We start from the raw sequence: 26,456 nt of genomic DNA on the forward strand, positions 1-26,456 counted from the left end.
CCTGACCAAGTGGCTGGCCATGCACTGGGCGCAGCAGGGCATCCGCGTCAATTGCCTGGTTCCCGGCGGCGTTGCAAGCGGTCAGAACAGCGTGTTCTCGGCGCGCTATTCCGAACGTGTGCCGATGGGCCGCATGGCGCGTTCCGATGAGATGGTGCCTGCTTTGCTGTACCTGGCGTCGGATGCGTCGAGTTACGTAACTGGCCAAGTGCTGGCAGTCGATGGCGGCTGGACCGCGTGGTGATCGATTGAGTATCCTTCGAAAGCTCGGCGCGAATTCGTCTATCTATGCCTCAACCAATGTGTTGCAGCGTGGCGCCGCGTTCCTTCTAATGCCGCTGTACACGCATTACCTGGAGCCGTCGGCGTATGGGGTACTGGCGATCGTGACCGCAGTTAACGGAATACTCAGCATTGTGTTCACGCTTGGCCTGACCAGCGCGATCACCCGTTTTTATTTCGAGTACCAGGACGACCCGCCAATGCTGGCGCAGTTCTGGGGAAGTATCCTCGTCTTCGTGCTGCTCTTGTCGGCCACGCTGGCCGGACTGCTGCTGCTGACAGGGGAAGTGCTGCTGCGGCCACTTATCGGCGACGTTCCGTTCTGGCCGTTCGTCGCGCTGGGCGTGATGGCCACGTTTTTCCAGCCGTTCTTTTCTGCCTTCCTGGCCGTACTCCAGATGCGCAACCAGGCGGCCCGTTTTGCCGCAGTGTCGCTCGCAAATTTCGCGCTTACCACGGTACTTACCATTGCTCTGCTGGTGCAGATGGGCTGGGGCGTGCGTGCACCGTTGATCGCCACCCTGGTGACCTCGGCAGTGTTCTTTTTTGTATCATTTTGGCTGCTGCGCGACGATCTGCAACTGTGCCTGCGCTGGTCCCACCTGAAGCTGGCCTTGGGCTATAGCCTGCCGCTGGTGCCGCACTCCGTGTCCTCGCAGGTTACCGCCGTCGTCGATCGGCTGGTCCTGAACAGCTACCTCGGCACTGCAGCGGCAGGCCTTTACTCTGTCGGTGCCATGCTCGCACTGGTAGTAGAGGTGCTGGCCCAGAGCGTCAACCGCGCCTACGTGCCGCTGACGATGGGTGCCCTCAAGCGAGGCCAACCTGCCGACATCGAGCAGATTCGTACTGCGGGTACCGTATTCGTCGGCCTGTTTTGCGTCCTCGGCGCGGGGGTCGCGGGGTACGCGCCTGAACTGCTGTGGCTGATGGCCAGCGCGGCCTACGCGCCGGCCGCGGTGGTCGTGCCATTCCTCGTGTTTGCCGGCGTGGCGAACGCGTTCTACCTGATATTCGTGAACGTCATGTTCTATGACCGAAGCGCGGTGCGCCTGATCCCGCTCGGTACGGTCACCTCCGCGCTGATCTGCCTGGGTTTGTCACTGGTGCTAGTCCCGGCGTTCGGCCTGATGGGCGCAGCCGTGGCGGCCGTGCTCGGGCAAACCCTGGCGGCCATCCTGATCGCGGTAGTGGCGTACCGCTACGAACAGGTGCGGTGGAGCTACGCGCGCCAAGCGCTGGCTTTCGGGCTGTCGCTTGCCACAGCGCTTGGCCTGTCCAGACTGGACGCGGGCAGTCTCGCGGCCAACATCGCGTTGAAACTGCTTGGCTTGGGGTGCTTGGCGAGCGTTGTCGGGATGCTGCTGTGGAAGCAGCCGCGTCTGTTCGGTCGCGCTTTACTCGAGCTGTTGCACGGGCGGCCCCGCGCGGCCGCGGCGATTCTTTTAGACGGTGCCACTCCAACATGACAACGATGCCTTCCATCACCCTGGCGCAACTTCTTGCCGTCGAGGATGTACCTGATATCTTGGATTTCCGCTGTGCGGAGACCGGCATCCTGCTGTGGCCGCACGTGCGAACCGTGTTCATGCGCATGGCAATGTCGGACCTGTTGTACGGCACGCCATTAGATGGCTCTGTGAGCAAGGGTGTTCCTCCGTCGCGCGCTATCGCAACGTTCGGGCGTTCGGTCGTGCGCAATGCGCTGCTAGGCGTTACTGGCCAGTCCCGGGCCGACGTCTGCATGCTGTCGACCGGCATCGGCAACCAGTTGGTGGATGGCAAGCTGCTTAACCGCCTTAGCGACCACTTTGCGCTGGCCTATCCGCGCCAGACGATTACGGTCGAGGACCACTTCCACTGGCACTGGCCTGGTCCGCGCCACAATCGCCGGATGCTTATGCATGCTCCGCTGCAGGCCCGTAATGCGCTCGAAGCGCGCCTGCGCGTGCGTGACCGCCATGTGCAGCAGGCCGCAAGACTGATTGAGCTGGTTAGCGCGCGCGGCGCGCGCCTGCTGGGCTGGAGTCCTGGCGCGCAGCGTGAGCAAGTACTGATTTCGATGTTGGCGCGTAAGATTGCCGGTATGCCGCAGCAGTTGCGCAGCTACGAAGCTATGCTCAACCGGATCCAGCCAAAGGTGCTGCTGCTGATCGGGGCCTGCTACGGCCCTTCGGCTACCTTGATACGTGCGGCGCGCGACCAGGGCGTCGTCACCGTCGAATACCAGCATGGTACGATTGCGCCCGGGCACGACGGCTACAATTTCGGAGCGGCATTGCAAACGAGCGCCGACTACCGCGCCAGCCTGCCGGAGCATTTCCTGAGCTACGGGACGTGGTGGAACGATCGCATCAACGCACCGGTGCGGATGACTGAGGTCGGCAACCCGCATCGTGATTTTCGCCTCGCGCGAATGGGCACGACCGATAAGGCAAAGAACACCATCCTGATCCTTGCCGACGGCACGGAATTCGGGATCTACGTGGACTTGTCGCGCCAACTCGCGCGTCAGACCGGCCGTGACGGCTTACGGGTGGTGATTCGACCGCACCCGCTAGAGCGGGTCGTGGTCGCGGCCCAGTACGGGCGCTGCATCGACGGCACGATCCACATCGACCAGAACGACGATCTGTACACGTCCGTTCTGAGCGCACATGTGGTCGTCAGCGAACTATCGACCGGCTTATTCGAAGCAGCCGGAATCGCAGACAAGCTGTTCATGTGGGACACACCCAAGGCGCGCTTCTGCTTCCCTGTGCTGCCGTTCGAGTCGTTCCGCAGCGCGCAGGAACTGGTTGGCCTGCTCGAGAACGAGGCGGTCGGCCGGCTGCCCGCAAACCAGCGCGACGGCATGTGGGCCAGCGGATGGCTGGACAATTACGCACAGTTCCTGAATACGTGCGGCGTACCCGGCAGTATGCCCTCAGCTGAGGATGTGCATGTATAAATACCTCGTCATGTTCGTGCTGGCGTCGCCCCTGATCGGCATCTGGCTGGTCGAGGGCGGCGAACCGTCGCTGTCGGTCGGGATACCGGGCACGCCGAATGGGGCCACGGTGGCGTTTTCCACCTTCATGGCCATTACGCTCCTGGTCGCGTTTGGCACCAGCTCTGGTTATTTTTCCCTCCGCAGGCGTACCGTCGAGGTAGCGAAAGGGTTGCCGGGCGAGGTCGAGCCGACCAAGGCGTTTATGCATTTCTCGTGCCGCTTTTTGGTGCTCAACTGCGTGTTCCTGTTCACCATGCTGTTCGTATTCGGCGGCATCCAGGTCTGGCTCGGCTCGATCGAGAAAGGCTTGTTCCGCGCAACGCTAGGCCCACTTGGGGCACTGCCCTACCTGATGACCAAATTTGCGGTCCCCGCGCTGTTCGCTTACCTGACCGTACTGATGCTCAAAACCGACCAGGCGCCGCATGTGAAGTGGATGTGGCGCCTGAACGCCTTCATCGTGTTTCTGGCCGGCGCGACGTGGGGATTCAAGACAACCGGCTTGTTCATGCTCCTGCCGGGGCTGCTGATCATGTACTGGAAACTTCCGGTACACAAGTTGCTTGTGTTCGCGGCAGTCTTTCTTGGCTCGCTGGTCATGTTCTTCTTCGTGTTCGACTCGCAACTCATGGAGGACGTGGAGGTCCTTGCCTTCCTGTTCAGCCGACTGACGATCCTCCAAGGCGACGTGTCGTGGTACGTGTGGGGGCTGCACCAGGCTGGTGAACCGCTGCCGAACTATTGGCCGACCCTGCTTGCCAGCGTCGGGGATACAGTGCTGAGTATCTTCGTGACAAAGACCGACTTGGCAGAGTGGATGAGCTACCACTACGACTGGATGCTCACCAACCTGTCCGGCAGCTCGCTCATGGCAGTTGCCAACGGCCATTCGGTAACCGGCACCCCGTTTGCCGAAGCAGTGATCGCAGGCGGAGGCTGGTTCGGCGTTGTGTTCTTTGGCATTATCGCGGGTTTGCTGATAGGCGGGTTTTATCGTGGCATCGCAAATGCGATTCGCGCCGGACGGGCGATGGCCGCCGCAATGCTCTCGACCTACTTCTGTTTCCACGTTTTCTCGTGGCTGAACGGCGGTGGCATCACTCAACTGTTCCATATTTCGGTGGGCGCCAACCTGCTTGTTGCCTATGTATTGCTAAGGGCTCTGTCGGCCCCGCGCCGACGGCGCCCCGCCCGAATCATCAAATTATCCTAGACTGGAATTATCAAAATGATCAACATTCATGCTAGCGCAGTCGTCGACGACGGCGCTGCGATCGGCGACTTCACCTCAATCTGGCATTTCTGCCACGTCGAACCGGGCGGTGTCATCGGTGAGAACTGCAACCTTGGCCAAAACGTGTATGTTGGAAACAATGCCGTGATCGGTAATGGCTGTCGGCTCGGCAATTCGGTCTCGGTATTCTCTCACGTCGAACTGCAAGACTTTGTCTTCTGCGCACCGTTCATGGTTTTCACTCACATCTCGTTTCCTCGTGCGGCAGTAAGCCGCCGCGCGACGTTCGACAAGACCCTCGTCAAGGCTGGGGCAACGCTGGGAGCGAATTCGACTGTCGTGCCGGGAATCACGATCGGCATGGGCTGCTTCCTGGCAGCTGGAAGCACTCTGACCAGGGACAGCAAGGACTGGTCGTTGATGGTTGGCGTGCCTGCGCGCCATCTTGGCTGGGTGAGCGCATATGGCGACAAGATACCATTGCCGCTGGTCGGCGGAGATGCGTGGACATGCCCTCACACTGGCGACACCTACATTCTCGACAACGAGACGATGACGCGGCGTCCGGGCCCGGTCGACATCCTGAAGTACACGCCCGGCGTCAAACTCGAACGGATGAGATCCGTTGCGTGAAGAATTAGCGGCGGTTTTTATCGCCCGCGCACTACTGAAGAACTATGACTATCAAAATACTTTACATCGACGGTGACGGCCCTTTTGGCGGGGCATCGCGCAGCCTGTTTGAAGCGGTCCGTGCTTTGCCGGCAGGCTCGGTCGAACCGCATTTTGTCGCCTCGCGTGGGACGGCACTGGACGTGTACATGCAGGTCGCGAAAGACTATGTCAGCACGCGCGGCATGACCAAGTTTGACAATACGCGATACAGCCACTACCGAGGCATCCGCTGGCTTGTCCTGCTGCGGGAAGTGTTTCACCTCCCATTCACCGTCGCGGCGCTGATGAAAGCTCGTCACCGCTGGAAGGACATCGACCTAATCCACGTTAACGAGGCCGTGTACATCATTCCTGCCATGATTGCGCAGCGCCTGTTCCGGGTGCCAATGGTGGTTCACGTGCGCTCGCTGAACCAGAGCGACCTGCGTTCGCGGCGCACGCGCTGGCTGGTCGACATACTGGCAAGACGGGCAGGCGCCGTCGTCGCAATCAATGAGAACACGCGCGCCACTCTGCCGGCATCGCTGTCTGTCCACGTGATCCAAAATTCGTTTACCGCTAAGCGCGCGCCGAAACCGGACCGGCACGTCGTCGAGAAGCTGGACGCTTTGCGACCGGGGTCGCTCAAGGTTGGTTTTGTCGGCAATCTGCATCACTCGAAGGGTTTGTTCGAGATGCTCGAAGCTGCCAAGGCGATCCGCGAGGCCGGGCGTGACGTCGAATTTCTTGTCGTGGGCGGTGTGACGACTGAGGAAAAGGGCATCAAGGCGTGGGCGTTGGCGCGCGCCGGGCTCGCGCAGAACGTGCAATCGGAACTTGCCGCGCAGATCGAGCGCGACGGCCTGTCCGACTGCTTCCACCTACTTGGCGCTACTCTCGACATCAAGTGCGTTTATGACCGGCTTGACGTGCTGCTGTTCCCATCGCACTACGATGCGCCCGGCCGTCCCGTATTCGAAGCCGCGTTCTCGGCGGTGCCGAGTATTGTTTCGGTCAGCAAACCGTTCGCCGACACATTGGTAGACGGAGAAACCGGTATTGCAATTCCCGCGAAAGACCCGGCCAAGCTGGCGGAAGCGATCCTTCACTTCGCAGATAACCCGGATGAAGTTGAGCGCATGGGCGCGAACGCAAAACGGCTAGCGGAAAGTAATTTCGACCCGTCGACGAATGCTCGGAAACTGCTGGAACTCTACCAGCGGGTCCTTCAGACGGCGTGAGGTATGGCGCGTACGGGCAGCGGTACCGAACCCGTGTCGTTAAACGCATGCCTTCTACCCAATAATTAACCGGCACCTGAAATGAAACCATATCAAGTCTGTACAACCTGCATCATGGATACATCCGACTCGACCATTACGTTCGATGACAGCGGTCGTTGCGTCTACTGTAATAACTTCCACAATTCGATCGTTCCCAGCTGGCACACCGACGAGCGCGGCGAGCAGCAGTTGATGCGTACAGTAGAAAAGATCAAGGCACACGGCAAGGGCAAGGACTTCGACTGCATTATTGGCTTGAGTGGGGGGCTGGACAGTTCCTACCTGACCTATGTCGCAAAGGAGAAGCTGGGACTGCGTCCATTGCTGTTCCACGTGGATGCGGGCTGGAATACGGACCAAGCTGTTGGCAACATCGAGAAGCTCGTCGATGGCCTTGGGCTCGAACTGTTTACGGAAGTGATCAACTGGGAAGAGATCAAGGACCTGCAGGTTGCGCTGCTGAAGTCGCAGATTCCGCACCAGGATATCGCTCAGGACACGGCGTTCTTTTCGACGCTGTACAAGTTCGCGCGCGAAAACAAGATCAAGTACGTGCTGACAGGCGGCAACTATTCGACCGAGTGCTGCCGCGAACCGGAGGAGTGGGGGGCCTACCCGGGTACTGACAAGACCCTGATCATGGACATTCACTCGAAATTTGGCAAGAAACCGCTGAAGAGCTTCCCTATCGTGGACGTGTTCACGTCGAAGGTCTATTACAAATATATCCTGGGGATGCAGGTGTTCAAGCCACTCGACCTGATGCCATATGTAAAAAAAGATGCAGAGGCAACGCTGGAGCAGCGCTTCGGGTGGAAGAAGTTCCAGCATAAACACCACGAATCGCGTTTCACCCGGTTCTTTGAGGATTACTGGCTCCCGCGCAAGTTCGGCTTTGACCGCCGCCGCGCCCACTTCTCGAGCCTTATCATGACCGGGCAGATGACACGTCGGGAGGCGTTGGACCGCATCGCCACGCCCGAACTGGATGACCACTTCCTCAAGCGCGAATTCGAGTATGTTGCGCACAAACTGGACATGACAGTCGACGAGTTGCGCGACATCTTCAATGGCGAGAACCGATCGAGCTATGACTACAAGAGCAAGCGTTCACTGATCGAGATTGGCGCGAGGATGATGAGCCTGCTCGGACTAGAAAAAAGACTTTATAAATGATTACGATTATCGATTACGGACTCGGCAACGTGTTGGCGTTCGCCAATGTCTACAACCGCCTGAACATTCCGGTGAAGGTGGCCAAATCGACAGCCGATTTAGCCGGTGCCACCAAACTAGTCCTGCCGGGCGTGGGCGCGTTCGACCACGCAATGGAACGCCTGGACCAGTCTGGAATGCGCGACACGGTTGAGCGGCTGGTGACGCATGAGCGCGTTCCGGTGCTCGGCATTTGCGTTGGCATGCAGATGCTGGCTAAGTCCAGCGATGAGGGCAAACTGACGGGCCTTGGCTGGATCGACGGGACCGTCAGGAAATTTGACATGGCGAAAATGCCTTCTGGGGCCAATCTACCGCACATGGGGTGGAACGACGTCAAGCCCGCCGAACCGGGTGGCCTGTTTAAGGGATTAGAAAACGACGCGCGGTTCTATTTCCTGCATTCCTACTATTTCGAATGCCATCAGCACTCTGACATTCTGGCGATGACGGATTATGGGCCCGAATTTCACTGCGCAGTACGGCACGACAATGTGTATGGCGTTCAATTCCATCCCGAGAAAAGCCATCACTTCGGCAGCCAGTTGCTAAGCAATTTTGCGGATATCTAATTATGCTGCGACCCAGGTTTATTCCATGTTTGCTGATCCGTGATAAAGGGTTGGTCAAGACCGTCAAGTTTGGGGCTTCCAAATATGTTGGCGATCCGATCAACGCGGTCAAGATTTTCAATGAAAAGGAAGCCGATGAACTCATCGTGCTTGATATCGACGCGAGCGTCACCGGCGCCGCGCCTGATTTTGCCGTGATCAAGAAGCTCGCCGCAGAGTGCCGCATGCCGTTGTGCTACGGCGGCGGCGTGAAGACGGTGGCGCAGGCGAAGACGATTATCGGTCTGGGTGTGGAAAAGGTCGCGCTCAGTTCGGCCGCGCTCGCCAATCCGGAGTTGATCACCGCAATCGCTGCCGAAATCGGTAGCCAGAGCGTTGTGGTTGTGCTTGACGTGAAGAAGTCACTGTTCGGCAAGTACGAGGTGTATACGCACCATGGCAAGAAGGCCACTGGCAAATCGCCGGTCGAACTCGCACGCGCGGCGGAACGGCTGGGTGCCGGCGAGATCGTGATCAATTCAATCGATCTGGACGGACAGATGAAGGGCTACGACCTGGACTTGGCCAAGAAGGTGCGCGAGGCCGTGGCCCTTCCGATGTCGGTATTGGGCGGAGCCGGGTCGCTTGCCGACATCGGCAAGCTGATCCGCACGTGCGGCGTAGTTGGCGCGGCCGCTGGCAGCATGTTCGTGTTCAAGGGAAGCTACCGCGCGGTATTGATCAATTATCCGACCGTGGCCGAGCGCGACGGCATGATCAGTAGCGCACTGAACGTAGAGTGATGTGTTTTCGTATGCCGGCGGCACACAGCGCGCGCCGGCGATCGCAGTGCATGCTCTGCCGCTGCACTAAAGGAAGCAGATGAAAGTATTAATTCTTGGCGTTACTGGCATGCTTGGCAATGCCATGTTCCGCACTTTGTCCGAGATGCCGGAGCTCCAGGTATTCGGCAGCGCTCGCGGCGAGTCGGCACGGCGGCATTTTGCGGACGAGCTGCGCCAGAATATCGTCCCGGGCGTCGATGTCGAGAACCACGACTCTCTGGCGCGGGTGTTCGGCGCGGTGCGGCCCGACGTCGTAGTCAACTGCGTCGGACTGGTTAAGCAACTTGCCGATGGCAACGACCCGTTGCAGGCAATCCCGATCAACTCGTTGCGATGGCCTCGGGGCGTCCAGTGCTGTCCTCGAACGTGATGCCGATGCCGGAATTCGGCGGCGCCGGGCTGGCCTATTTTTCGCCATTCGCCTCCGACGAGATTGCCACAGCCTTGGCGCGCGTGCTGGGGGGGGCCGCCTACGGCTTCGAAGTCGGCGCAGCTGCCCTGCAAATGAGCAAGCGTTATGACTGGGACCGCACCGCGCATGCCACACTGGCACGGATCCTGGCGCTGCATGACAAGCAGGACAGTCTGCCTGCGTCGGGCCTGGCACCTACGGAAGCGCAGCCATGACGGCTGCGGCGCGAAACAGGAAAGGCAAGGGCGCTTTGCGTTTGTTAGTCGTAAGCCAGTATTTTTGGCCAGAAAATTTCCGCATCAATGACCTGGCGCGCTCACTGCGCGGCCACGGCGTCGATGCGGCCGTACTGACCGGTAAGCCAAATTATCCGCAGGGCAAGATATTTGACGGCTATCGAGCCGGCGGCGTCCACCGCGAGGTACTCGACGGGATGGAGGTCCTGCGCGTGCCCCTGTTAGCGCGCGGTGCGTCCGGGCTGCGGCTGGCGCTCAATTACCTGTCCTTCGTGTTATCCGGAATGGCCTTTGGTCCTTGGCTGCTGCGCAAGAAGAAGTTCGACGCGATCTTCGTGTACGCTCCGTCGCCGATCCTGCAAGCTATTCCTGCGATCATGCTGGGCTGGCTCAAGCGCGCACCGGTGATCCTGTGGGTGCAGGACCTGTGGCCAGCCAGCCTATCGGCCACTGGCCACGTCAAGAACAAGCTGGTGCTCAAGGCGGTCGAGCACGTGGTGCGCTTCATTTACCGCCATGTCGACCTGCTGCTGGTGCAATCGGAAGCGTTCGAGGCACCGGTACGCGCGCTGGCCGGGAACACGCCGGTGCTGTACTACCCGAACTCGGGTGACGACAGTTTTTCCGAATCGTCTGCGGCGCCGGCGCCGGCCCTGGACGGGCTCGACGCCCCGTTCCCGGTGCTGTTCGCCGGTAACATCGGCACTGCGCAGGCGGTCGACGTCATCGTCGAGGCGGCCGCCATGCTGCGTGGCCACCCCGAGATCGCCTTCGTCGTGGTCGGCGATGGAAGCCGGCGTGCCTGGATGCTGGAGGAAAAAGCCCGGCGCCAGCTGGACAACCTCCACTTGCCGGGCAGGTACCCCGTCGAAACCATGCCGGCTGTCATGCAGCAGGCGGGCGCGCTCCTAGTCACCCTTACGGACCAGGAAATCTTCAGCTACACGGTGCCGAGCAAACTGCAGAATTACCTGGCCGCCGGGCGCCCGATCGTGGCCTCGCTAAACGGCGAGGGCGCGCGCTTGGTGCGGCGGGCTAACGCCGGCGTGGCAGTCGCGGCTGAGGACGGGGCGGCGCTGGCCGACGCGGTGCTGCGCTTGTACCGCACCGATCCGGTAGAGCGGGCCAGGATGGGAACCAACGGCGCGCGCTATTTCGCGCAGCATTTTTCGCACGACATGCTGGTCGGCCAGCTGGCCGCTATCGTCGGGTCGTGCATAGCAAACAGGAAGGATGAACAGTGATGAGGGTATTGGTATTGGGTGCGAGCGGCATGCTCGGCAGCGCGATGGTACGTGTACTCAGCGAGGATGCGGGGATGGAAGTGATCGGAACAGTACGCGGAGCTAGCGCCAGTCGTTACTTCGAGTCGGCGATTGCCGAGCGCTTCCTAATCGGGGTCGATGTCGAGAACGTCGACTCATTGGCCGGCGCGATGGCCGAGGCGCGCCCAGACGTGGTGGTTAACTGTGTCGGAGTGGTCAAGCAGCTGGCCCAAGCCAACGATCCCCTGCGCGTGCTGCCGATCAATTCCATGTTGCCGCACCGGCTCGCAAAGCTGTGCGCGTTGGCCGGCGCGCGACTGGTGCATGTGAGCACCGACTGTGTCTTTGCGGGTACCAAGGGGCGCTACCACGAGACAGACGTATCCGATGCGACCGATCTGTACGGAAAATCGAAGTATATTGGCGAAGTCCACACGGACAACGCAATTACCTTGCGCACCTCGATCATAGGCCATGAGCTGCAGAACGGCCATAGCCTAGTCGACTGGTTCCTCTCGCAAGGGGCGAACTGCCGCGGCTTTTCCAGGGCGATCTTCTCGGGACTGCCGACTGTGGTGCTGGCCACGCTGGTGCGCGATGTCATCTTCCCACGCCCGGACCTGTCGGGCCTGTACCACGTGGCCGCCGAGCCGATCAACAAGTTCGACTTGCTGAACCTGATCAAGCGCGTGTACGGCAAGCAAATCGAGATCGCCGACGACCCATCCCTGGTCATCGACCGCTCGCTCGACGCCAGTCGTCTGCGCGAGGCAACCGGCTACGTGGCGCCGTCTTGGAACGAAATGATTACCACCATGCATTCATATAAGTAGGAAGATCCATGTTTGACGACAAAGTATTATTGATTACCGGCGGCACTGGCTCGTTCGGAAACACGGTGTTAAAGCGATTCTTGACCACCTCGGTCAGGGAAATCCGGATTTTCAGCCGCGATGAGAAGAAGCAGGAAGAAATGCGGATCGCGCTCAACGATAGCAAGCTGAAGTTCTACATCGGCGACGTGCGCGACTACGCCAGCCTCGACCAAGCCATGCGCGGGGTCGACTACGTATTTCATGCGGCCGCACTCAAGCAGGTGCCGTCGTGCGAGTTCTACCCGATGGAAGCAGTGCGCACCAATGTGATCGGCACAGAGAACGTTATGAATGCGGCCCAGGCCAACGGCGTCAAGCGTGTCGTTGTGCTCAGCACCGACAAGGCGGTTTATCCGATCAACGCGATGGGCATTTCGAAGGCGATGGCCGAAAAGCTGATGGTGGCCAAGGCGCGCCTGCAGCGCGAAGGCGACACGGTGTTCTGCGCCACCCGCTACGGCAACGTGATGGCCTCGCGCGGCTCGGTTATCCCGCTGTTCGTGTCGCAGCTACGCGAGGAAAAGCCGCTGACTGTTACCGATCCCAACATGACGCGCTTCCTGATGTCGCTGGACGATTCGGTTGACTTGGTGCTGTACGCCTACGAGCACGGGAAGCAGGGCGACATCTTCGTGCAGAAAGCGCCAGCCTCGACCGTCGCCGACCTCGCGCAGGCGGTGCGCGAGATTTTCAACAAGAGGAACGAGATCCGCGTGATCGGCACCCGCCACGGCGAAAAGCTGTATGAATCGCTGATCTCGCGCGAGGAAATGGCGCACGCCAAAGACATGGGCGGCTACTACCGGATTCCGGCCGACAACCGCGACCTGAATTACGCCAAGTACTTCAGCGAGGGCGAGAAGGAAATTTCCGAATTGGACGACTACACCTCGCACAACACCGAGCGCCTGTCGGTGGAACAGATCAAGCAACTGTTGCACAAGCTCGATTACATCCAGGGAGAACTGCGTGCTTAAGGTAATGACGATCGTCGGCACGCGGCCAGAACTGATCAAGATGAGCCGCGTCATCGCCGAGCTGGACCAGCACGTCCAGCATATCCTGGTACACACCGGGCAGAACTACGACTACGAACTGAACCAGGTATTCTTCGAAGACCTCGAAATCCGTAAGCCGGACTATTTCCTGGAAGCGGTGGGCGACTCGGTGGCGCAGACGATCGCGCGCATTATCGAAAAATCCGACGCCGTCATGGAACGCGAAGCGCCGGATGCAATCCTGCTGTACGGCGACACCAACTCCTGCCTGGCCGTAATGGCGGCCAAGCGCCGCAAGATCCCGGTTTTCCACATGGAAGCGGGCAACCGATGCTTCGACCAGCGCGTCCCCGAGGAAATCAACCGCAAGGTGGTTGACCACCTTTCGGACATCAACATGGTGTTGACCGAGCACGCGCGGCGCTACTTGGTGGCCGAGGGCATTCCGCCTGAAACCGTGATCAAGACCGGCTCCCACATGCACGAGGTGCTTGCGCACTACCGCGCGAAGATCGATCAGTCAACGGTGCTCGAGCGCATGGGCCTGAAGGAAGGTGAGTTCTTCATCGTCAGCGCCCACCGCGAGGAAAACGTCGACACGCCGCAAAACGTGTATGACCTGGTCGAAACGCTTAACGCGCTTGCGGTGCGCTATCAGGTGCCGGTGATCGTGTCGACCCATCCTCGTACCAAAAAACGCCTCGATGCACTTGAGCTGGGCGCGCTCAACCCGCATATCCAGTTTCTTAAGCCGTTCGGCTTCTGCGACTACATCAAGCTGCAGATGGCGGCCAAGTGCGTCATCTCCGATAGCGGCACCATCACAGAGGAAAGCTCGCTGCTCAACCTGCCGGCGATCACCATCCGCAGCGCCCATGAGCGACCGGAAGGCATGGACGCCGGCACCCTGGTCATGAGCGGACTGAAAAAGGAGCGGGTGCTGCAGGCGGTCGAAGTGATCGTGGCCCAGCACCAGCGCGGCCAGCAAGAGATCGGTCGCGTTGCCGACTACGACGCTGGCGCCGTATCCAAGAAAGTGCTGCGCATCGTGCTCAGCTACACGGACTACGTCAACCGTACCGTGTGGTCGAAGGGAGCATAACAGCAACATGGCACCCATCCTCATTACCGGCGCCAATGGCTTCGTCGGCACTGCGCTGTGCACGGCCCTGCGAGGGCGCGCAATCCCGATTGTGGCCGCGACCCGCCACGGCCACAACCCCGGCGAAATCGCTGTCGGCGAATTGGACGGTGCGACCGACTGGCGCGCCGCGCTGGCCGGCTGCGGCACCGTGATCCACTTGGCGGCGCGCGTTCACATGATGGATGACCATGTGGCCGATCCTCTGCAGGCTTACCGCCAGGTCAATGTCGAGGCGACGCTGCAACTGGCGCGCCAAGCGGTCGAGGCGGGCGTAAGGCGCTTCGTGTTCGTCAGCAGCGTAAAGGTCAACGGGGAATCGACGACCGGGCGTGCGCCCTACAGCGGCGCCGACATGCCGCAGCCGCGCGACCCGTACGGCCAGTCGAAGATGGAGGCGGAGGCCGCCCTGTTCGCGCTGGCGCGCGAAACAAGCTTGGAAGTGGTGGTGGTCCGGCCGCCGCTGGTGTACGGCCCCGGTGTTCGCGCCAATTACCTGAACCTGCTGAAGCTGGTGCGCAAGGGGGTGCCGCTGCCGCTGGGCGCGGTAAAAGGGCGGCGCAGCATGGTCTCGCTGGACAACCTCGTCGACTTGCTGATCCGTTGCGCCCAGCACCCGGCTGCTCGCGGCGGGGTGTTTATGGTGTCCGACGGCGCCGACCTGACCGTGGCCGAGCTGGTGTCCCTGATGGCATCGGCGCTGGGCAAGCGGGTGACGCTGGTTCCGGTGCCTCCGGCCTTGCTCTACGCACTGGCGGGGCTGGCCGGCAAGCAGGGTGTTGCAGATAGGCTGCTCGGCTCGCTACAGGTCGATATCGCACACACCCGTGAGCGTTTAGAATGGGCACCCGTCGTCGCCCCGCAGGTTGCGGTCGCCACGACCGTGGCACATTTTTTGACAACTGAAGGGCAGAAGCAGTAATGAAGCGTTTTCTCGATATCATCCTCGGCGGCGCCGCCGCAATCGTGTTTGCGGTGCCGCTCCTGATTTGCGCGTTGCTTGTCAAACTGACCTCGAAGGGGCCGGTGCTATACTGGTCGGACCGCGTCGGCCGCGACAACCGCATCTTCCGCATGCCCAAGCTACGCACGATGCGAGTCGACACCCCAGTGGTGGCAACCCATTTGCTGAACGACCCGAAACAGTTCCTGACTCCTGTCGGCGGCTTCCTGCGCAAGTCTAGCCTGGATGAATTGCCGCAGCTATGGTGCATACTGAACGGCGACATGAGTGTGGTGGGCCCGCGTCCAGCCCTGTTCAATCAGCACAACTTGATCGAAATGCGGACCGAGAGCGGCATCCATCTGATCCGCCCGGGCCTGACCGGCTGGGCCCAGATCAATGGCCGCGACGAGCTGCCGCTGCGCGAAAAGGTCAAGCTCGACTTCGAATACCTGCGACGTCAGTCGCTATACTTCGATGCCAAAGTGATTCTGCTGACCGTAGTCAAGGTGACGCGCCGCGAGGGCGTGACCCACTGAAATCCCTGCGGGCCCTGGCCCGCGTGTGGCACTCCATCGAGGCACGCCCGGCAACACTGGCGGCTCCTGCTACCCGGGCGGATGCGGCCGCACGGGGCACTCCCAATTTTCTGATCAGCTCTGGTCGACATCCGGCGGCATGGCGTTTTGCTCGAGTGCGCTCACGCATCGTGCGCTGAACCCAGACCGTTGCGCTTTTGCGAAACAGGGTTACGTTCAGCCATAAAAAACCCGGCATATGGCCGGGTCGGGAGCGTTGAGAATGCTGCGGTCTTATGCGATTTCCGCAATTCGCTCGGCCTCGAACTTCGCGCCGCTGCGTCCCTGAACCTTCCACAGGTGGTCGTCAATGTCCGACGAAGGGCTAAATTCGGGCACCATCTTGCGCAGCTGGCTACGGATTACATCGTGTTCGCCGCGCGTGCAGGCATCGTCGAGCTGCTTCAGCATCAGTTCGAGGAAGGGCCACGCGATCTCCGCTTCCTCGGCACGCATGATCAGCGGATGCTCGGTACCGGTTACGTTGTCGCCGATCAGGAGCTCTTCGTACAGCTTCTCGCCCGGGCGCAGGCCCACGTAGCGCAGCTCAATGCCGCCCGGCGCGTCCTCGGACCGCAATTCCTGACCGCTAAGCAAAACCATCTTGCGAGCCAGGTCGGCGATCTTGACCGGTTCGCCCATGTCGAGCACGAATACGTCGCCGCCTTTGCCCATGGATCCGGCTTGCAGCACCAGCTGAGCCGCTTCCGGGATGGTCATGAAGTAGCGCGTGATTTCCGGGTGGGTCAGCGTCACAGGACCGCGAGCGGCAATCTGGCGGCGGAACAGCGGCACCACCGAGCCAGAGGAACCGAGCACGTTACCGAAGCGCACCATGCAGAAGCGGGTGCTGGTGTGCTGGCGCGAGAACGCTTGAAGGATCAGTTCGGCGACGCGCTTGGTCGAGCCCATAACGTTGGTCGGGCGTACCGCCTTGTCGCTCGACACCAGCACGAAGCACTTGACCTTGGCGCCAACTGCGGCGCGGGCGAAGTTGAGGGTCCCGAACACATTGTTGCGAATACCTTCGATTGGGTTCTGTTCCACCAGCGGCACGTGTTTGTAGGCGGCCGCGTGATAAACGGTCTCGACTTGAAAACGCTGGAAGATTTCCTTGGACTTGCTGTAGTCGGATACCGAACCCATGAAGGGAACCAGTTCGATTTCGAGGCCGTGGGCGGCGGTGAAGTTCCGCAATTCCTGGTCGATCGCGTAGAGTGCAAACTCGGACAGTTCCAGCATTACCAGACGCTTGGGCGCCAGCTTGACGATCTGGCGGCACAGTTCGGATCCGATCGAGCCGCCGGCACCGCTAACGCAGACCGACTTGCCCTTGATGCAGACCGACAGCAGTTCTGCCTGCGGTGCAACCGGATCGCGGCTGAGCAAATCTTCGATCAGGATTTCGCGCACATCATCGGCGCGCGTGCTTCCGGTGACCAGCTGCTGCATCGACGCGGTGACCTTGACCTTCACCTTGAGTGGGGTCAGGCGGTCGATGATAGCGCGCTGCTCGGAGCGGCTCAGCGATGGCATGGCCAACAGCACTGCGGCAATGCCGTGCGAAGCAACCAGTTCGTCCAGGCGAGCGGGCGAATGCACCTTGATTCCGGCGATCGCGGTCTTCAGCAATTGAGGATTGTCGTCGACGAATAGCACCGGCAAATATTCCTTGCTCGACATCAGCGCGTTAGCCAGCTGCACGCCGGCGCCGCCGGCGCCGTAAATAGCCACCCGCGTCCGACCGCTGTTACTGCCCAAAAAGTAACCGCGCGCGATGAAGCGGCTGGTTAGCAGGTAAAGGACCAGGTTGGCAGCGAAAATGACGAAAGGCGTCAGCGTAAAATCGATCCGCGAAAACAGGCTGGCCATGCCGGCCAGCACCGTGACTGCACCGGCCGCGCCGGTAAGTGCAGTCTCTACAATCTTGTGGTCGATATAGCGAATGATCGCGCGGTACAGGCCGATGCGGGCAAAAATCGGAATTGACACCAACGGTGCCGCCACGATTACCCAGACGTAATCGGCAAACGAATTGATGCTGGGGGCGTCGAAATGGAGTGCAAGAGCGGCGATCAGGGTCAGGGGAACAAACAGGAAGTCGACTGCTGCGGCAATTGCCTGCTTATGCAGCCGCGGTAAGTTCAGAAATTTTTTTTTCATTTATCCTACGACACAGTACGCTAATTGCAGGCAAATACAGACAAATGCTCACAACGATTAAAAATAACTAAGAATGATATCTATACACGCCGAAGAAAAAACGTATAAGTGGAGTCGCGTGTTCTGAATGTGCTCTATTCCACACAGGAATTTAGGCTGGTTTATTAGTTAACTACAATAGTTTAGCAGAAGAAACACGTACCTGTCCTATCGGCAAATGGCGGGAACGCATTTATGTTGCCTTTACCCAACATTTTCACGTCGGAATAAGGTATTGCGCTGCTGCGCCCCTGCGCGGTGCTCGCGGAGCGACAAAACGGCAGAGTGCCGATGCTTATCAAGTATTGGAAGCATAAGCTGCAAGATGATAAACTCTTTCCTTTCGTCACCATGATTGATCGGCGATGCCCGACGCAGTCAGCCTTCTCAAGTCCCTGTGAACAAGTTCTTCAGTATTTCAGCTAAGTACTCCTGGTGCGGCGCGCTGGCGATGGGCGTGGCCCAGGCGTTCGGCGCCACCCCAACCGTGCACGGGCCATCGGGCTATATAAATATGCCGAGCGCCACCGTGGAAGCGGATTCGACCTTTACCGTCGGATATGGCTATGACAGCCCTTATGGAAGTATGTGGGTAACTGCCACGCCACTTCCATTCCTGCAAATGACCGCCCGTTATGTGTCGATTGCAGGAATTCCGGGATTTACGAATGTCGAAGGCCAGTTTGGCGCCGAATACGGCCGCTACAAGGACAAGGTCATCGACGGCAAGCTCCAGCTGCTGAGCGAGGGCACCTGGGGCCCAGCGATTGCCGTGGGCGCGACTGACATTCTCGGTACCAAGCTGTTCAAGGGGCAGTATCTGGTCGCCACAAAAACGTTTGGCGCCGCAAAGAATATTGAGGCGAGCATCGGCTACGGTGCATCCCGGCCCGATGGCGTGTTCGGCGGCGTACGCTGGACACCAGCGGCCGCTCCGCGCTGGTCGGTAGTGGCCGAATACGATGCCAATGACTATCCCACCGATTTCCGCGCCGCCGAGACGAAGGCCGGCGAGCGTCGCAAGGGACCGTCCGTCGGCCTCGAATACCGCTGGGGCTGGCTTGGCGCCCAAGTCGCCCGCCACCGCGACCACTTCAGCGCCAACGCCTATGTCTCGATCCCGTTCGGCGAACGAGAATTCCTGCCCAAGCTGCTCGAGCCGGCCTACTTCCAGCCCAAGGACGCCCCCGCGCGCGCCACCTTCGGCCAATGGCAGCAGGACGAGCGCCACGGCGCCGCGCTGGTGCGCGCGCTCGCCCGCCAGGACTTCAAGAACATCCGCGTCCAGCTCGAGGGCGATATCCTCAAACTCACGCTGACCAACAACCGCATTTCCAGCACGGGCCGCGCGATCGGCCGCGCCAGCCGCACTGCGCTCGCGTTCGCGCCGGAAGGCACCCGTGCGATCCACATCACCTACACCAGGCTCGAACAGCCGGTCGTCACCTACGAGTTCTTCGACCTCGGCACCCTGAGCGACTACCTGACGGGCCTGGCGACGCGCGACGCCTTCCTGCAGACCGTGCTGGTGCGCCAGTCCACGCCGGCCGACCGCATCGCCGATCAGCAAGGCCTGCTGGACGGCGTCAAGGATGGCGGCGGCCTCGGCGTGCACGTCGGCCGCGACGGCGAGATGGTGCAGCTGAGTTCCGAAGACCGCGAGGCCAACCGCTTCAAGCTGGCCCCCAAGCTGGGCTTCTTCTTCAACGACCCGAGCGGCGCGCTGAAGTATGAACTGGCAGCCGCGGCCAACTACGACAAGCGCCTCGGCGAAGGCCTGTACCTGAGCGGCGCGTTCCGCCTCAACGTCATCGAGAACGTTTCCGACGTCACCCAGCCGTCCAACAGCCTGCTGCCTCACGTGCGCACCAACATCGCCGAATACAAGCGCGGCGGCCGCTTCAAGCTGAACCGCCTGATGCTCAGCCAGTACCTGATGCCGGCCGAACGCTGGTACGCGCGCGTGTCGGGCGGCTTGTACGAGGAGATGTACCGCGGCCTCGGCGGCCAGCTGATGTACCTGCCGAAGGACAGCCGCTGGGCGGCCGACCTGTCGGTCGACGCGCTGCAGCAGCGCGGTTTCAAGGGCTGGTTCGACAAGCGCGACTACCACACCGTCACCGCGCTCGGCGCGCTGCACTACAAGCTGCCGTACGACGTCACGGCCACCGCAAGGGCAGGGCGCTTCCTGGCCGAGGACAGGGGCGTGCGCATGGAGTTCAAGCGCCGCTTCCGTTCCGGCGTCGAGATCGGCGCGTGGTACACCAAGACCAACGGCAAGGACATCACCAGCCCGGGCACGCCCTCCGATCCGTACAACGACAAGGGCGTATTCCTGTCGATCCCGATCAACACCATGCTGCTGTCGGACACCCAGGTCACCGCCGGCATGACGATATCGCCATGGACCCGCGACGTCGGCCAGATGGTCGTCTCGCCAGGCGACCTGTACGACATGGTGGAGCAGCCGCGGCGCGACATGAACGTGTTCGACGGGCTGGGAAATTTCGCCGAGCGCGCCGACGAACAGAACCATCCAGCGGTCAATCCGCCGGTGCGAACCTTCAATGCCTGGCCGCAGTTCCGGATGCGGCTCGAGCAGTCGCGCTCGACCATGCCGACGGTGCCGGAATGGGTGCAGGGCACCGGCGTCGCGGCCGGCGCCGTGCTGGCCGGCGCCTTGCTCGACAAGCCAACCGACCGCTTCATCAAACGCTACGACGATTCGCGCGTGGCGCGCCACTGGGGCACCTTCGGCAAGAACATGCCGCTGGCGCTGGCGGGTGCAGCGGGCGCCGCGGTGGCCTTCGGCGATACGCGAATGGCCAACATCGGCCTGATCTCGCTGCAGTCGGTGGCGGGCGCGGTTGGCGTGTCGGTGGGTGGCAAACACCTGATCAAGCGTGCGCGCCCTTACGAGGAACGCGGCGCGTGGGAACAGGTCGGGCCAGGCTACTCTCGCTCCGACTCCTCATTCCCGTCCGGCCACAGCGCCATCGCGTTCGCCGCGGTGACGCCGTTCGCCCAGGAATACGACGCGCCATGGCTGTATGGCGTAGCCGCCTTGACTTCGCTGGGGCGGGTCGCCAGCCGCGACCATTGGGTATCCGACACCGTTGCCGGCGGCATCATTGGCTATGCGATGGGAAGCTGGCTGTGGCAGGCCCAGCGCGACGATTCGCGTTCGCGCCTGACGATCGTGCCGGGGCGTAAAGAAGTCAGTGTGGCGTGGAGTACGTCGTACTAAAAAAGAAGAGCAGTCAGGCCGGCAGGAAGGTGTCGGCCAAAAACGCGATGAACACGCAGGCGGCGGTCACGCTCAATACCAGCACCGCGCCTGCGGCGCAATCCTTGGCCAGCCCAATGGCCGGGTGAATTTCCGGATGCAGGTGGTCGACCACCGCCTCCAGTGCGGTGTTCAATAATTCGGCGGCAAGCACCATCCCGGTGCATATCAGCAGCAAAGCCCACCATACCATCGACGGCTGCGTCCAGATCAGGACCAGCACCACCGACAGGGCCGCGACAAGCTGCACCCGAAAACTCTTTTCGCCGCGCCATGCGTAACGAATGCCCGTGAGTGCAAATCCGAGTCGCTTGTGGAATGGCTGGTTTTTCATTGCTGAGGGAGCGAACCTGCTGTGAAGCAGGCAGGGGCAGGAGCCCAGGAGGAAAAAACTGGGCCGGCCCGAGTATCAGGCCAGCCCGGAGAAAGCGCGAAGACGCGCGTTCGATTAGTGGTGGGTGGTCGACGAGCTGTTGTCCGACGCAGCAACTGCCACTGCCGCGACACCAGCGCCGACGGCTGCCAATGCGCCAACCGACAGGCCGGTCGCTGCTGCCAGGCTACCAATACCGGCAGCGGCACCAGCAGCAGTGCCAGCAGCAGCAGCAGCGGTGCCAGCAGCAGCACCAGTGCCAGCAGCAGCACCAGCAGCGGCGCCGGTACTTGCGGTGGTTGCGGTGGCTGCGGCTGCCGCAGGCGCGGTGGTGGTGGTCGTGACCGTGGCTGCGGTCTCAACAACCTGGGCGAGAACCTGGCCGGAAACGAGGCTCAGGATTGCGGTGACAGCGAGAATCTTTTTCATTTATTACATCCTTAGTTGAAGATAACAATTTACCGCTTGGAATATTTATTATAGCAACGATTTCCGATAAGTTTCACAAGCGCAAGCAGGTATTTGCCAATAAGTCTTGTCAATCTGTTGGCATTCTATTCTTTCTCTCCAATACTATCGGCAAAGCATGCATTCCTATCAATGGAAAATATGTGACGTGCATCCTGTCCGTACACCGCGCCGACCGAATTGCCCCCCATTTGCCCCCCTGTTCCTCCGATTGTCCTGAAGCAATAAAGCGAATAATACGGCCTTGAGAGCTGGATGCTGTGTCGTGGTGAACGCAGCGCAGGGCGCATACAGGAGTCAGGATGTCGGACGAAAGCGACGCAGAAAAGACAGAACCGGCGTCAGCCAGGCGCTTGGAGCAGGCCCGTGAAAACGGCGACGTGCCCCGATCGCGCGAACTGGCAACCTTTGCTGTCCTGATGACTGCCGGCGCCGGCCTGTGGATGACCGGCGGCGGCCTCGTGCGCCAGCTCAACGCCACCATGGTGTCGGGCCTCGCGCTCGACCGTGAGCAGGTCTACAACCCTACCGTGCTGATCGAGCGCATCACTTCCGATATCGCCCAGGTCATGATCGCCTGTCTGCCGCTGGCCGTGGCCATCATGCTGGTCGCGCTGGCCTCGCCGCTGCTGATCGGCGGCTGGCTGTTCTCCACCAAGGCCTTCACCCCCAATTTCGGCAAGCTCAACCCGATGAGCGGCCTCGGCAACATGTTCTCGAAGAACGCCCTGGTCGAATTTTTCAAGGCGATCGCCAAGACCCTGGTGGTCGGTGCGGTCGCCTGGCTCGTCGTGGTCAGCCAGAAGGAAGCAGTGTTCGGCCTGGCGGTCGAGGACCTGCGTGGCGGCACCTCCCACCTGGTCGACATGCTGGCCTCGTCCTTCCTGTTCATCGTCGGCGGCCTCGGCCTGGTGGCGGCGATCGATGCGCCTTACCAGATCTGGCACTACGGCGACAAGCTGAAGATGACCCGCCAGGAAATGATCCAGGAATCCAAGGAATCCGACGGCAACCCGCAGATCAAGGGCAAGATCCGCCAGATGCAGCGCGAGATGGCCCAGCGCCGCATGATGGACGCGATCCCGACCGCCGACGTGGTGGTCACCAACCCGACCCACTACGCCGTCGCGCTGAAGTACGCCGACGGCCAGCGCGGCGCGCCGCGCGTGGTGGCCAAGGGTGCCGACGTGGTCGCGGCCCGCATCCGCGAACTGGCGCAAGAGAACAAGGTGCCGCTGCTGGAAGCGCCGGCACTGGCCCGTGCGCTGCACAAGCACACCGAGATCGGCGACGAGATTCCGGAAGCACTGTACTCGGCGGTGGCGGAAGTACTGGCCTACGTGTTCCAGCTGCGAACCTTTAACAAGGCGGGCGGCAAGTACCCAGACCGTCCGGGCAAGCTACCAGTACCGCCTGAACTCGATCCGCACGACCCGGCATCGCAAAAGAAGAAACCAGAAACGAATAACGGAGCAGCACGATGAACAGCCTGAAAATGCCAGCATGGATGCCACCGATGAAGGGCGGCGGTTCCGCCCTCGCGGCCCCGGCCATCATCATCCTGCTGCTGGCGATGATGATCCTGCCGCTGCCGGCGTTCGCGCTCGACCTGTTCTTCAGCTTTAACATCGCGCTGTCGGTCATTGTCCTGCTGACCGCCCTGTACACGGTCAAGCCGCTCGACTTCATGGCCTTCCCGGCGATCCTGCTGGTGTCGACCATGCTGCGCCTGTCGCTGAACGTGGCATCGACCCGCGTGGTGCTGACCGAAGGCCACACCGGCGGCGCCGCCGCCGGCAAGGTGATCGAAGCCTTCGGCCACTTCCTGATCGGCGGTAACTACACCGTCGGTATTGTCGTCTTCATCATCCTGACCATCATTAACTTCACCGTCGTCACCAAGGGCGCGGGCCGTATCGCCGAAGTGGGCGCGCGTTTCGCCCTGGACGCGATGCCAGGCAAGCAGATGGCGATCGACGCCGACCTCAACGCCGGCATGATCGCGGAAGACGAAGCGCGCCGCCGCCGCTCCGAGGTGGCCCAGGAAGCCGAGTTCTACGGCGCGATGGACGGTGCCTCGAAGTACGTGCGCGGCGATGCGGTGGCCGGCATCATGGTCACCCTGATCAACGTCATCGGCGGCCTGCTGGTCGGCGTGCTGCAGCACGACATGGCCTTCGCCGATGCCGCCAAGACCTACACCCTGCTGGCCATCGGCGACGGCCTGGTGGCGCAGATCCCGTCGCTGATCATCTCGACCGCGGCCGGTATGGTGGTGTCGCGCGTGGCCAGCGACCAGGACGTCGGCACCCAGCTGGTGCGCCAGCTGTTCGCCAAGCCGGAAGTGCTGTACATCACCGGCGCCATCATCGGCGGCATGGGCCTGATCCCGGGCATGCCGAACCTGGTGTTCCTGCTGCTGGCAGCTGTGCTGATCGGCGCCGGCTACCTGGTTGCCAAGAAAGCCCAGGCGCCCAAGAAAGAGGACGCCGCCGCCGTTCCCGCCGCCGCCGTGGCCGCGCCGGAACAGGAAGAAGCGACTTGGCAGGACATCATGCCGGTCGACACCCTGGGCCTGGAAGTGGGCTACCGCCTGATCCCGCTGGTGGACAAGAGCCAGAATGGCGAACTGCTCAAGCGCATCAAGGGCATCCGCAAGAAGTTCGCGCAGGAAGTCGGCTTCCTGGCGCCGCCGGTGCACATCCGCGACAACCTCGAACTGAAACCATCGGCCTACCGCATCACGCTCAAGGGCGTGGAAGTGGGCACCGGCGAAGCGATGAACGGCCAGTACCTGGCGATCAATCCCGGCATGGCGACCGGCAACCTGCCAGGGCTGGTCACCACCGACCCTGCGTTCGGCCTGCCTGCCACCTGGATCGACGCCGGCCTGCGCGACGAAGCGACCAGCATGGGCTACACCGTGGTCGACGCCGGCACCGTGGTGGCGACCCACATGAACCACCTGATCACCACCCACGCATCGGAACTGCTGGGCCGCACCGAAGTGCAGGCGCTGCTGGACCACTTGGGCAAGGAATCGCCGAAGCTGGTGGAAGACCTGGTGCCGAAGCTGGTGCCGCTGTCGACGCTGCAGAAAGTGCTGCAGAACCTGCTGACCGAAGGCGTGCACATCCGCGACATGCGTTCGATCATCGAAACCCTGGCCGAGTACGCGGTGCAGACCCAGGACCCGAACGAACTGACGGCGCTGGTGCGGGTGGCGCTCGGCCGGGCGATCATCCAGCAGCTGTTCCCGGGCGCCAACGAGCTGTCCGTGATGACCCTGGACAACCGCCTCGAGCGTCTGCTGATGCAGGCGATGGGTGCCGGCGGCGACGGCAGCGGCATCGAGCCGGGCCTGGCCGACACCATCGCCCAGCAGGCCGGCGCGGCCGCCGCCCAGCAGGAGCAGATGGGGCTGACGCCGGTGCTGCTGGTGCCGGGGCCGCTGCGTCCGCTGCTGTCGCGCTTCCTGCGCCGCGCGCTGCCGCAGCTGAAGGTACTGTCGCACAACGAGGTACCGGAGACCAAGACCATCAAGGTGACCAGCCTGGTGGGCGTGCCGGGTTAATCGCGCAGGGCCAGCGCTTCCTGTTCCAGGGGTAAGGCGATGGGCAGCGCGCGCGCGGCGAGCGCCTGGTCGGCCTCCTCGTAAGCCTGGCTGGCCTGGTGCCAGGTAACCAGGCCCATGATGAGGCCAAGCAGCAGCGACACCGGCGGCGGCGCCGCCAGCAACACCGCGATGTTGTTGAGCGCCGCGCCGCTCCACAAGGACGAGATCAGCTTGGTAACGAGACGTTTCTCTTCTTCCGGCAGCGTCTGGGCGTACTTCACCAGTGCGATCTTGGCGCCGGTCAGGGTGACCAGGCCGAGCGGCGTGGGCGAGACCGCCGGGTTGAGTTCCACCGCCCCGGCCGACAGGGCCAGCCCGGTGCTCACGCCGTCGGCAACTGCGGCCGCGATGGCGGTGAGCTCGGGCTTGCCGGCGAGTTGCGCGGCTCCTCCGGCAGCGTCCTGCGTTTCCTGTTGCGGCGGCTCGGGCGGATTGCCGGCATGCGCAAGCATCGGGCCAAGCAGCAGGGCGGTGGCGATGGCGAGTCGGTGAAACGTGGCGATGCACAAGCTGTTCACGATGGCACTCCCCGGGACGGCAAGGCTTCCAGAACGCTGGGACGAATTTGTGGCAAAAAGTACAAGCTAATATACAGTAGATACCGTTTAGCTGACGCGGGCTGCGTCACCGCACGGCGCGGCGCGCAAGGGTTTGCGAGATCGGGGACACGAGATCGGGGACAGACCCCAACTTCGGGGACAGACCCCAACGCCGGGGTCTGTCCCCGAAGTTGGGGTCTGTCCCCGAATTTGCCCCGCGTCGGGGCCTTCCCCGCGTAAGTCCTTGATATTCAGCACCCGGTCCGCGCGGAGTCCGAAATGGCCCCCATTTCCCCGCCTTTTCCCCCGATGGTTTCTTCTAGGCATCGTCAATAATGACGCCATGAGATCGAGATGTGCGCCATGTGGCGGCACGTCATGCAGGTATCGGGAGCTGAACAGAATGAACGTCAAGAAATTTACTGCAGCCACATCACGTGAGGCCTTGCGCAAGGTGCGCGATGCCCT

24 protein-coding genes are annotated in these 26,456 nt (G+C 61.5%); 20 read left to right on the forward strand and 4 right to left on the reverse strand.

What is annotated here, in order from left to right:
- The 17 genes from D3872_RS04240 to D3872_RS04320 all read left to right on the forward strand — a co-directional run.
- A partial coding sequence (locus D3872_RS04240) for an SDR family oxidoreductase (RefSeq protein ID WP_119809625.1) occupies positions 1-244 on the forward strand: 244 nt, incomplete at its 5' end.
- Between the two features lie 4 nt (positions 245-248).
- Positions 249-1,751 (forward strand): oligosaccharide flippase family protein, encoded by a 1,503-nt coding sequence (locus D3872_RS04245; RefSeq protein WP_182915674.1) that lies wholly within the window; start codon positions 249-251, stop codon positions 1,749-1,751.
- Between the two features lie 5 nt (positions 1,752-1,756).
- Complete coding sequence (locus tag D3872_RS04250; RefSeq protein ID WP_147373788.1) at positions 1,757-3,232, forward strand: hypothetical protein; 1,476 nt, start codon at positions 1,757-1,759, stop codon at positions 3,230-3,232.
- Positions 3,225-4,487, forward strand: coding sequence for a hypothetical protein (locus D3872_RS04255; RefSeq protein WP_119809628.1), 1,263 nt, complete (start codon positions 3,225-3,227; stop codon positions 4,485-4,487). Before D3872_RS04250 ends, D3872_RS04255 begins: the two co-directional genes overlap by 8 nt.
- A 15-nt stretch (positions 4,488-4,502) precedes the next feature.
- A complete protein-coding gene (locus D3872_RS04260; protein WP_119809629.1) occupies positions 4,503-5,141 on the forward strand; it encodes an N-acetyltransferase in 639 nt (212 codons plus the stop codon).
- A gap of 44 nt (positions 5,142-5,185) precedes the next feature.
- On the forward strand, positions 5,186-6,403 hold the full coding sequence (locus D3872_RS04265) for a glycosyltransferase family 4 protein (RefSeq protein WP_182915675.1): 1,218 nt from the start codon (positions 5,186-5,188) through the stop codon (positions 6,401-6,403).
- Positions 6,404-6,484: 81 nt separating this feature from the next.
- The gene (locus D3872_RS04270; RefSeq protein ID WP_119809630.1) at positions 6,485-7,621 is read left to right on the forward strand and encodes an N-acetyl sugar amidotransferase; all 1,137 of its coding nucleotides are present in this window, start codon (positions 6,485-6,487) and stop codon (positions 7,619-7,621) included.
- On the forward strand, positions 7,618-8,232 hold the full coding sequence (hisH, locus tag D3872_RS04275) for an imidazole glycerol phosphate synthase subunit HisH (protein WP_119809631.1): 615 nt from the start codon (positions 7,618-7,620) through the stop codon (positions 8,230-8,232). The genes D3872_RS04270 and hisH overlap by 4 nt, the downstream gene beginning before the upstream one ends.
- Before the next feature lie 2 nt (positions 8,233-8,234).
- The gene (locus D3872_RS04280) at positions 8,235-9,014 is read left to right on the forward strand and encodes an AglZ/HisF2 family acetamidino modification protein (RefSeq protein ID WP_119809632.1); all 780 of its coding nucleotides are present in this window, start codon (positions 8,235-8,237) and stop codon (positions 9,012-9,014) included.
- Positions 9,015-9,093: 79 nt separating this feature from the next.
- The gene (locus tag D3872_RS04285) at positions 9,094-9,426 is read left to right on the forward strand and encodes an NAD-dependent epimerase/dehydratase family protein (protein WP_119809633.1); all 333 of its coding nucleotides are present in this window, start codon (positions 9,094-9,096) and stop codon (positions 9,424-9,426) included.
- Positions 9,408-9,683 (forward strand): hypothetical protein, encoded by a 276-nt coding sequence (locus tag D3872_RS04290; protein ID WP_119809634.1) that lies wholly within the window; start codon positions 9,408-9,410, stop codon positions 9,681-9,683. Before D3872_RS04285 ends, D3872_RS04290 begins: the two co-directional genes overlap by 19 nt.
- Before the next feature lie 35 nt (positions 9,684-9,718).
- On the forward strand, positions 9,719-10,948 hold the full coding sequence (locus D3872_RS04295) for a glycosyltransferase family 4 protein (RefSeq protein WP_119809635.1): 1,230 nt from the start codon (positions 9,719-9,721) through the stop codon (positions 10,946-10,948).
- Positions 10,948-11,802 carry a dTDP-4-dehydrorhamnose reductase family protein gene (locus D3872_RS04300; protein ID WP_119809636.1) on the forward strand — a complete coding sequence of 285 codons (855 nt, stop codon included), beginning with the start codon at positions 10,948-10,950 and terminating at the stop codon, positions 11,800-11,802. Before D3872_RS04295 ends, D3872_RS04300 begins: the two co-directional genes overlap by 1 nt.
- A gap of 8 nt (positions 11,803-11,810) precedes the next feature.
- Positions 11,811-12,821 carry a nucleoside-diphosphate sugar epimerase/dehydratase gene (locus D3872_RS04305; protein ID WP_119809637.1) on the forward strand — a complete coding sequence of 337 codons (1,011 nt, stop codon included), beginning with the start codon at positions 11,811-11,813 and terminating at the stop codon, positions 12,819-12,821.
- Complete coding sequence (wecB, locus tag D3872_RS04310; RefSeq protein ID WP_119809638.1) at positions 12,814-13,944, forward strand: non-hydrolyzing UDP-N-acetylglucosamine 2-epimerase; 1,131 nt, start codon at positions 12,814-12,816, stop codon at positions 13,942-13,944. The genes D3872_RS04305 and wecB overlap by 8 nt, the downstream gene beginning before the upstream one ends.
- A 7-nt stretch (positions 13,945-13,951) precedes the next feature.
- The gene (locus D3872_RS04315; RefSeq protein ID WP_119809639.1) at positions 13,952-14,905 is read left to right on the forward strand and encodes an NAD-dependent epimerase/dehydratase family protein; all 954 of its coding nucleotides are present in this window, start codon (positions 13,952-13,954) and stop codon (positions 14,903-14,905) included.
- Positions 14,905-15,465: a sugar transferase gene (locus D3872_RS04320; protein WP_119809640.1), complete on the forward strand. Its 561-nt coding sequence runs from the start codon at positions 14,905-14,907 to the stop codon at positions 15,463-15,465. The genes D3872_RS04315 and D3872_RS04320 overlap by 1 nt, the downstream gene beginning before the upstream one ends.
- A 273-nt stretch (positions 15,466-15,738) precedes the next feature.
- Here the strand turns inward: D3872_RS04320 and D3872_RS04325 are convergent, their stop codons facing one another.
- On the reverse strand, positions 15,739-17,667 hold the full coding sequence (locus D3872_RS04325) for a polysaccharide biosynthesis protein (protein WP_119809641.1): 1,929 nt from the start codon (positions 17,665-17,667) through the stop codon (positions 15,739-15,741).
- Positions 17,668-18,103: 436 nt separating this feature from the next.
- Between D3872_RS04325 and D3872_RS04330 the strand changes: the two genes are divergently transcribed.
- Positions 18,104-20,953, forward strand: a complete 2,850-nt coding sequence (locus D3872_RS04330) for a YjbH domain-containing protein (protein WP_229459157.1) — start codon at positions 18,104-18,106, stop codon at positions 20,951-20,953.
- Between the two features lie 13 nt (positions 20,954-20,966).
- On the opposite strand, the gene D3872_RS04335 is transcribed toward D3872_RS04330, so the two are convergent.
- Positions 20,967-21,326 carry a diacylglycerol kinase gene (locus D3872_RS04335; protein WP_119809642.1) on the reverse strand — a complete coding sequence of 120 codons (360 nt, stop codon included), beginning with the start codon at positions 21,324-21,326 and terminating at the stop codon, positions 20,967-20,969.
- Positions 21,327-21,440: 114 nt separating this feature from the next.
- Positions 21,441-21,794, reverse strand: a complete 354-nt coding sequence (locus D3872_RS04340) for a hypothetical protein (RefSeq protein WP_119809643.1) — start codon at positions 21,792-21,794, stop codon at positions 21,441-21,443.
- Positions 21,795-22,135: 341 nt separating this feature from the next.
- Here D3872_RS04340 and flhB point away from each other — a divergent pair, with 341 nt between their 5' ends.
- Together flhB and flhA are read left to right on the forward strand one after the other, a co-directional pair.
- Positions 22,136-23,317 carry a flagellar biosynthesis protein FlhB gene (flhB, locus tag D3872_RS04345; protein ID WP_119809644.1) on the forward strand — a complete coding sequence of 394 codons (1,182 nt, stop codon included), beginning with the start codon at positions 22,136-22,138 and terminating at the stop codon, positions 23,315-23,317.
- Complete coding sequence (flhA, locus tag D3872_RS04350) at positions 23,314-25,407, forward strand: flagellar biosynthesis protein FlhA (RefSeq protein ID WP_119809645.1); 2,094 nt, start codon at positions 23,314-23,316, stop codon at positions 25,405-25,407. Before flhB ends, flhA begins: the two co-directional genes overlap by 4 nt.
- On the opposite strand, the gene D3872_RS04355 is transcribed toward flhA, so the two are convergent.
- Complete coding sequence (locus D3872_RS04355) at positions 25,404-25,967, reverse strand: hypothetical protein (RefSeq protein ID WP_119809646.1); 564 nt, start codon at positions 25,965-25,967, stop codon at positions 25,404-25,406. The genes flhA and D3872_RS04355 overlap by 4 nt on opposite strands.
- Positions 25,968-26,456: the final 489 nt, after the last annotated feature.

It is taken from the genome of Massilia cavernae (assembly GCF_003590855.1).
Lineage (GTDB): Bacteria > Pseudomonadota > Gammaproteobacteria > Burkholderiales > Burkholderiaceae_D > Telluria_A > Telluria_A cavernae.

Excerpts from the sequence above, each read along its gene's own strand:
- D3872_RS04335 (WP_119809642.1), bottom strand. The coding sequence starts at position 21,326 with ATGAAAAACCAGCCATTCCACAAGCGACTCGGATTTGCACTCACGGGC.
- hisH (WP_119809631.1), top strand. The coding sequence starts at position 7,618 with ATGATTACGATTATCGATTACGGACTCGGCAACGTGTTGGCGTTCGCC.
- D3872_RS04305 (WP_119809637.1), top strand. The coding sequence starts at position 11,811 with ATGTTTGACGACAAAGTATTATTGATTACCGGCGGCACTGGCTCGTTC.
- flhB (WP_119809644.1), top strand. The coding sequence starts at position 22,136 with ATGTCGGACGAAAGCGACGCAGAAAAGACAGAACCGGCGTCAGCCAGG.
- D3872_RS04270 (WP_119809630.1), top strand. The coding sequence starts at position 6,485 with ATGAAACCATATCAAGTCTGTACAACCTGCATCATGGATACATCCGAC.
- D3872_RS04280 (WP_119809632.1), top strand. The coding sequence starts at position 8,235 with ATGCTGCGACCCAGGTTTATTCCATGTTTGCTGATCCGTGATAAAGGG.
- D3872_RS04285 (WP_119809633.1), top strand. The coding sequence starts at position 9,094 with ATGAAAGTATTAATTCTTGGCGTTACTGGCATGCTTGGCAATGCCATG.
- D3872_RS04250 (WP_147373788.1), top strand. The coding sequence starts at position 1,757 with ATGCCTTCCATCACCCTGGCGCAACTTCTTGCCGTCGAGGATGTACCT.
- D3872_RS04255 (WP_119809628.1), top strand. The coding sequence starts at position 3,225 with ATGTATAAATACCTCGTCATGTTCGTGCTGGCGTCGCCCCTGATCGGC.
- D3872_RS04315 (WP_119809639.1), top strand. The coding sequence starts at position 13,952 with ATGGCACCCATCCTCATTACCGGCGCCAATGGCTTCGTCGGCACTGCG.
- D3872_RS04325 (WP_119809641.1), bottom strand. The coding sequence starts at position 17,667 with ATGAAAAAAAAATTTCTGAACTTACCGCGGCTGCATAAGCAGGCAATT.
- D3872_RS04340 (WP_119809643.1), bottom strand. The coding sequence starts at position 21,794 with ATGAAAAAGATTCTCGCTGTCACCGCAATCCTGAGCCTCGTTTCCGGC.
- D3872_RS04320 (WP_119809640.1), top strand. The coding sequence starts at position 14,905 with ATGAAGCGTTTTCTCGATATCATCCTCGGCGGCGCCGCCGCAATCGTG.
- D3872_RS04265 (WP_182915675.1), top strand. The coding sequence starts at position 5,186 with ATGACTATCAAAATACTTTACATCGACGGTGACGGCCCTTTTGGCGGG.
- flhA (WP_119809645.1), top strand. The coding sequence starts at position 23,314 with ATGAACAGCCTGAAAATGCCAGCATGGATGCCACCGATGAAGGGCGGC.
- D3872_RS04300 (WP_119809636.1), top strand. The coding sequence starts at position 10,948 with ATGAGGGTATTGGTATTGGGTGCGAGCGGCATGCTCGGCAGCGCGATG.
- D3872_RS04260 (WP_119809629.1), top strand. The coding sequence starts at position 4,503 with ATGATCAACATTCATGCTAGCGCAGTCGTCGACGACGGCGCTGCGATC.